We start from the raw sequence: 6,149 nt of genomic DNA on the forward strand, positions 1-6,149 counted from the left end.
GCCTAGACTAGCATGAGTTGCGACAACGTCTTGCGGTGCGAGGAGGGATCACATGACGTCGAGGACGGTGGCGGGCGCGGCGCTGGGCGCGGCATTGTTCATTTCAGGCACTGCACTTGCCGATGATGCTCCCAAGCTTTCCGAACTCAGCCCCAACGGCGCCGACGTCTGCTTCGGCCGCGTCTACGATGCCGCCCATCTCAAGGCGCACCCGCGCCAGAAGGTGGCGCGCATCTTCTTCTACTACGGCCACGATCCGGTCAGCCGGCCGAACGAGGAGCCGAGCTCGATGTCCGACGCTGCCTATAGCGGCTTTCTCATCACCACAGTGCGCGGCGCCAAGAAGCCGGAATGGGCGGCCGGCTGGTGCAACAGGGAGGATGCGAGCGACAAGGCGAGCGGCATCCGTTGCGGCATGGAATGCGACCGCACGCTCGCCTCGCTGAAGGTCGACGACAAGGGCCGGCTGATCCTCTCCAACGTGCAGCCTGACGTGTACCTCGACGCCGGCGCGGAGGAGGATCTCGGCAAGGCGAAGTACAACGAACAGGCGCTGGGCAGCGAAGACGACAATTTCCGTCTCGACCCGATGCCGGCCGCGACCTGCAAGGCAGAGTTCACGCGCATCGATCCGATCGATCCGGCGCTTGGCGCCCCGCTGCGCGAGCGGCTGAAGCCGGACCAGCCCTTCTGCTACGGCCGCGACTACGATGACGCGCATTTGAAATCGCATCCCGACCAGGTGACGCAGTCGATCCGCGTCTTCCGCGGCCCGATCGAGCTTGCCTCCTTCGCCGCCGGCGGCGATGCCGCCAACTGGCCGGACGGCGCCGATATCGCCGTTTCGGTGACAACGAGAAAGAAGGGGGCCAAGGTCACGCAGACCTATTCCTGCCAGGGCGAGGCCGATCAGTGGCGATGCTCGGCAAGTTCCAAGATGAGCGACTTTGCCTGCGACATCTCGCAGAAGGAGATTTTCCTGAAGCGCGGCGCCAGCGGCACGATGATGCTGGCCAACCCCAACAATGCGCTTGCCATCTTCGACCTTTGCTCGAAGGTGGCGGGTGGCAAGACCAAGTCCGACGACAAGGTCTACCTGCTCAACCCTATGCCGCAGTCGGCCTGCACGCCGTAACTAGCGCTTCGTCATTCTATGGCGGAGCAAGGAGCGAAGCGACGCGGCGCAGACCATAGAATCCATTCCGTAACTTGGAAGCGCCGCCACGGTGCAGAATTTTGTTCCGTTGCACTCCTTGGCGAAGGTAACGGCATGGATTCTAGGGGCTTCGCGACGGAGCTTCGCTCCTGTTTCGCCCTAGAATGACGAAGTTGGGAGGCTTAGCTGAAACTTCCAAGGCTGCGATATGAATTGCCTTACGCGAAAGGCACCGCGCTCGTGCCTTTCGGCAGCTTCGCCTCGTCGTCCGGCTCGACATGGATGGTGACGCGCACCGAGGGGATATCGGCTTTCAGCGCATCCTCGATGCGGTCGCAGATCACATGGCTGGCACCGACCGTCATGTCGGCGTCGACGACCAGGTGGAATTCGATGAAGGTGGCGCGGCCGGCAATGCGCGTCTTCAGGTCATGCACCTCCAGCGCGCCCTTCGAATTGGCCGAGATGATGTCGCGGATCAGCATGTGCTCCTGAGTGTCGACGGCGCGGTCCATCAGCCCGCTCATCGACGAGCCGATGACATGCCAGCCCTGCCAGAGGATGTTGAGAGCGACGATGACGGCAAGCACGGGGTCGAGGATTTGCCAGCCGGTGAGCACGGCGCCGACAAGGCCGCCGAATACGCCGACGGACGTCACCACGTCGGTCATGATGTGCTGGCCGTCGGCGACCAGCGCCGGCGATCTCGCGTTCCGGCCGGTGCGGATCAGCGTCCAGGCCCAGATCGCGTTGATGACGGTCGCCACGCCGTTGACGGCAAGGCCTTTCCACGGCTGTTCCAGCGGAGCGGGATGCTGCCAGGATCGCCAGACCTCGTTGAGGATCAGGAGGGCAGCGACGACAATCAGCACGCCTTCGAGAACGGCCGAGAAATACTCGGCCTTGTGATGGCCGAAGGGATGGTCCTGGTCGGCAGGCTTGTAGCTGACCTGGATCGCCCAGAAGGCGGCGGCCGACGCGATGACGTTGACGATCGACTCCGCCGCGTCCGAATAGAGCGCGACGGAACCGGTGATGTACCAGGCGGCGACCTTGAGGGCGAGCACGACGCCGGCGACGACGATCGACCAGAAAGCGAGCCTTGCGACCTTCTGTCTGGTCGCGGCTTTCGCCGCGGCCGTCATCGTGTCCTGCGTCTCGGTCATCGCCTCTACGCAGCCTTTTCCTTGGCCTTGCGCGGCAGATGCGCGACGATGTTCTCGATGATGCGCATGCCGGCATTTTGCCCGAGCGTCATGATCGATTCCGGATGGAACTGCACGGCGGCGATCGGTTCCTTGCGATGCTCGAAGGCCATGATGATGCCGTCCTCGGTCTCGGCCGTGACCACGAAACCGTCAGGCAGGCGCACCGGATCGGCGAAGATCGAATGGTAGCGGCCGACCGTCACTTCCTTCGGCAACCCAGAGAAGATGATGCCGGGCTTCGAGACGCGGATGCGCGACGGCTTGCCGTGCATCGGGATATGCAGTTGCCTCAGCTCGCCGCCATAGGCCTCGGCCAGCGCCTGCAGGCCGAGGCAGACGCCGAAGACCGGCAGGTCGCGGGCGCGCGCCCTTTTGATGGTGGCCGCGCAATCGAAATCCTTCGGCGTGCCGGGGCCGGGCGAGAGCACGACCAGATCGGGTTTCAGCCGCTCGAAGACCTCTTCCGGCACCGGGGTGCGCACAGTCGAGACATTGGCGCCGGTCTGGCGGAAGTAGTTGGCCAGCGTGTGGACGAAGGAGTCCTCGTGGTCGACGATCAAGATGTTGACGCCGTCGCCAACGCGCGCGGTGGTGCGTTCGGCGCCGGCGGCGTTGCCGGTCTTGGCGTCGCGTATGGCGGAGAGCATGGCGGATGCCTTCAGTTCGGTTTCGGCTTCTTCTTCCTCTGGAACGCTGTCGAAGAGCAGCGTCGCTCCGGCACGCACTTCGGCGATGCCGTCCTTGATGCGGATGGTGCGCAGCGTCAGACCGGTGTTCATGTCGCCGTTGAAGTTGACCATGCCGATCGCGCCGCCATACCAGGCCCGCGGGCTCTTCTCGTTCTGCTCGATGAAGCGCATGGCCCAGAGCTTCGGCGCGCCGGTGACGGTGACCGCCCAGGCGTGCGACAGGAAGGCGTCGAAGGCGTCCATGCCTTCGCGCAGCCGCCCCTCGATGTGGTCGACGGTGTGGATCAGGCGCGAATACATCTCGATCTGGCGGCGGCCGATGACGCGCACCGAGCCCGGCTCGCAGACGCGCGACTTGTCGTTGCGGTCGACGTCCGAGCACATGGTGAGCTCGGACTCGTCCTTCTTGGAGTTGAGCAGTTTGAGGATCTGCTCGCTATCGGAGATCGCGTCGTCGCCGCGCTTGATGGTGCCGGAGATCGGGCAGGTCTCGACGCGCCGGCCGTTGACGCGCACGAACATCTCCGGCGAGGCGCCGATCAGATATTCGTTTTCGCCGAGATTGATGAAGAAGGAATAGGGCGAGGGATTGATCGACTTCAGCTTGCGGGAAATGTCGGAGGGCTGGGTCTCGCAGCGCTCGTAGAACATCTGGCCGGGCACGACCTCGAACAGGTCGCCGCGCTTGAAGCTTTCCATGGCCCGGCGCACCAGGTTCGCATATTCGCCCGGTTCGTGGTCGCCGCGCGGCGGGATGCGGTCGGCGGTCTTGAAGGGCTCGACGTGGGCGTCGCGCGCCAAGCCTTCCGTCGAAAAGCCTTCGCCGGAATAGTCGTAGCGGTCGGTCCAGGCCTTGGTCGAATAGTGGTCGACGACCAGGATCTCGTCAGGCAGGAAGAGCACCAGGTCGCGCTGGCTTTCCCTGCGCTCGAGCTTGTAGTCGACAGGATCGAACTGGAAGGCGAGGTCATAGCCGAAGGCGCCGTAAAGGCCGAGATTGGCGTCCTCGGCGGTCTTGAACAAAGCGGTGATGGCGCGCAGCACCGTGAAGACGGACGGAACGCGGCTGCGCTCCTCCTCCGTGAAGACGCGGCCGGGCCTGGCGACATCGAGGCGGATGAGTTTTTTCGAGGCCTCGGCGATCTTCACCTCGCTGAGCTGGCCAAGCGCCTTGCCGATCACCGGCAGCAGCACCTCGCCACGGGCATTCAGCGCCTCGATGCGCACGGCGCGGCCGCGCGCCGAGATCACCAGTGGCGGGTCGATGATGGCCGTATCCCAGCGGGTGTAGCGGCCTGGATACTCGTAGTTCGAGGAAAACACCGCGCCACGGCGGGAATTCAGGCCATCGACATAGGCATCGATCGCGCCCTCATAGGGCCTGTCATGTCGTTCGCGGGTGATCGTCACCCCGCCCGCGGTGACGAAGCGCTCGGCCCCGTTGTCCAGAACTTTAGTCGTCATTGCCGTCTCCATCAGCGTTTTGGGCAACGGACCCGGAATGGCTTGAAAAAACAAATGGCCGCCCGGACATTCCGTTGCGGCCACCCTCTCTTTACGCACGCGCGTTCGAACCGGCCGCTGTCAGCGAGCCCACCACCAAACGGTCTTGTTCGAACGCATGTTCATGGCGACTCCCATAGCGGCGAATGACGACCTGCGCAACTGGATTTCACGCGGATGGTGAAAGCCTGATGGCCTTTGTTGGTGCATGTCGTTCTCCCAAAACCGCTGCGCACTTCTGGGCGACATGCATCAGTCCTCCAGCGTGCCGGAGCGCGCGTCGTCGCTTCGCATGTCGCCGGCGAGCTTCAGCAGATCCTCGCCGGCGCGGATGATACGGCGCGAACGGCGGGTCAGGATAAAGCCCGACTGCGGCGCGAAGACCTCGGTGCGGCCGCCTGTCTCGCCGGGCGCATGGACGATCGTCGCCAGCCTGTCGCCCTTGGCGACGCGATCGCCGGGCTTGACGTCGTAAAGGATGGCGCCGGCCTTGGGCGAGGGCATCATGTCGATGTTTTCCAACGGCACGACGACGCCGGTGAAGCTGCTCACCTTCGGAACGGAGGCATCCTGGATGACGCCGCGCGTGACCAGCAAGCGGTAGAGACCTGCGGCGTCGGACGCGGCCAAGGCGCCATCGACATCGAGCATGCCGCGATATTCGACCGTGGTGACGACGCGGCGGTCGAAACGCGCGACGCTTGCCGGGACATGCTGGTAGGGCATGATCGAGGCGCCCTCGAAGGTACCGCTGCTGTCCTCGCTCCACAGCACAACGGCGTCGGCGCCCATGGCCGCCGCGCAGTCGGACATATGCGGCCACAGGCTGGTGTGGACATAGAGATAGGCAAGGCCCTCGTCGTCGCAGTGGAGATCGAGCACGATGTCGTTGCCGAGCGAGAGCTCGACGAGCCGGTTCTTCAGCCGGCGGTCTGCGCCGCCGAGGCTGACGTCCGGCAAAAGCTTGGCGTCGGGTGCTGCAAGCAGCGGGAAGGCACGGTTGAAATTGGTGCGGGTGGCGAGATTGAAGCGGCCCTGATGCTCGCCGAAATGATATTGTGCCCGACCGATCGGATTGGCCCACGGCACGATGGTGATGGCGCCCTTGATGCGGCCCTCAGCCTCGGCCTTGGCCAGCATTGGCATCAGCGCGTCGATGGCGACAACGCCCGGCAATTCGCCGGCATGCAGGGCGGCTTGGAGATAGGCGGTCGAAGCCACCTTGTCCGCGGCCTCGAAGCGGACGACCGGGAATTCGTAAGCGACTCCCTCGCTGTCGCCGGCGATGCGCTCGATCGTCTTTTGCATGAGGTGTCTCCGATGGAGAGGCCAGACATGCATGTTTGCGGCAGGACTGTCGAGTGGTCCAGCCGGGCCGCGCTGTGGGCGCAGGTGTTTACTCGGCCGGCTGTGGCTGCGGCACTGCGCGGCGGTCAAGCGCCCGCGACAGCACAGCAACAGTGACGGCAAGCAGCGCCAGCGCGGCACCCACCAGCGGCAGGTTGGCGTAGGATATGCCGAAGGAAATGGCGAGGCCGCCGATCCAGGCGCCGCCGGCATTGCCGACATTGAAGGCGCCCTGGTTGAGCGTGG

The 6,149-nt window shown here is 64.5% G+C and carries 4 protein-coding genes and 1 pseudogene; 1 reads left to right on the forward strand and 4 read right to left on the reverse strand.

The genetic code is table 11. The features are described from left to right. Positions 1–52 precede the first annotated feature (52 nt). Positions 53–1,135 (forward strand): hypothetical protein, encoded by a 1,083-nt coding sequence (locus tag RFM40_RS01950; RefSeq protein WP_320230038.1) that lies wholly within the window; start codon positions 53–55, stop codon positions 1,133–1,135. Positions 1,136–1,374: 239 nt separating this feature from the next. Here RFM40_RS01950 and RFM40_RS01955 read toward each other — a convergent pair whose 3' ends face one another. From RFM40_RS01955 to RFM40_RS01970, 4 genes and pseudogenes are all read right to left on the reverse strand, one after another. Then, entirely contained in the window at positions 1,375–2,301 is a 927-nt protein-coding gene (locus RFM40_RS01955) for a cation diffusion facilitator family transporter (protein WP_430691631.1), read from the reverse strand. 26 nt (positions 2,302–2,327) lie between these two features. Next, entirely contained in the window at positions 2,328–4,517 is a 2,190-nt protein-coding gene (locus RFM40_RS01960) for an anthranilate synthase (RefSeq protein WP_320230266.1), read from the reverse strand. A gap of 291 nt (positions 4,518–4,808) precedes the next feature. Beyond that, positions 4,809–5,864 carry a succinylglutamate desuccinylase/aspartoacylase family protein gene (locus RFM40_RS01965; RefSeq protein ID WP_320277043.1) on the reverse strand — a complete coding sequence of 352 codons (1,056 nt, stop codon included), beginning with the start codon at positions 5,862–5,864 and terminating at the stop codon, positions 4,809–4,811. Positions 5,865–5,952: 88 nt separating this feature from the next. Next, positions 5,953–6,149, reverse strand: a pseudogene (locus tag RFM40_RS01970) (MFS transporter); the annotation flags it as partial.

It is taken from the genome of Mesorhizobium captivum (assembly GCF_033977165.1).
Taxonomy (GTDB): Bacteria; Pseudomonadota; Alphaproteobacteria; order Rhizobiales; family Rhizobiaceae; genus Mesorhizobium; species Mesorhizobium captivum.

Coding starts and splice junctions, on each gene's coding strand:
- RFM40_RS01955 (WP_430691631.1), bottom strand. CDS start 2,301: ATGACGGCCGCGGCGAAAGCCGCGACCAGACAGAAGGTCGCAAGGCTC.
- RFM40_RS01960 (WP_320230266.1), bottom strand. CDS start 4,517: ATGACGACTAAAGTTCTGGACAACGGGGCCGAGCGCTTCGTCACCGCG.
- RFM40_RS01950 (WP_320230038.1), top strand. CDS start 53: ATGACGTCGAGGACGGTGGCGGGCGCGGCGCTGGGCGCGGCATTGTTC.
- RFM40_RS01965 (WP_320277043.1), bottom strand. CDS start 5,864: ATGCAAAAGACGATCGAGCGCATCGCCGGCGACAGCGAGGGAGTCGCT.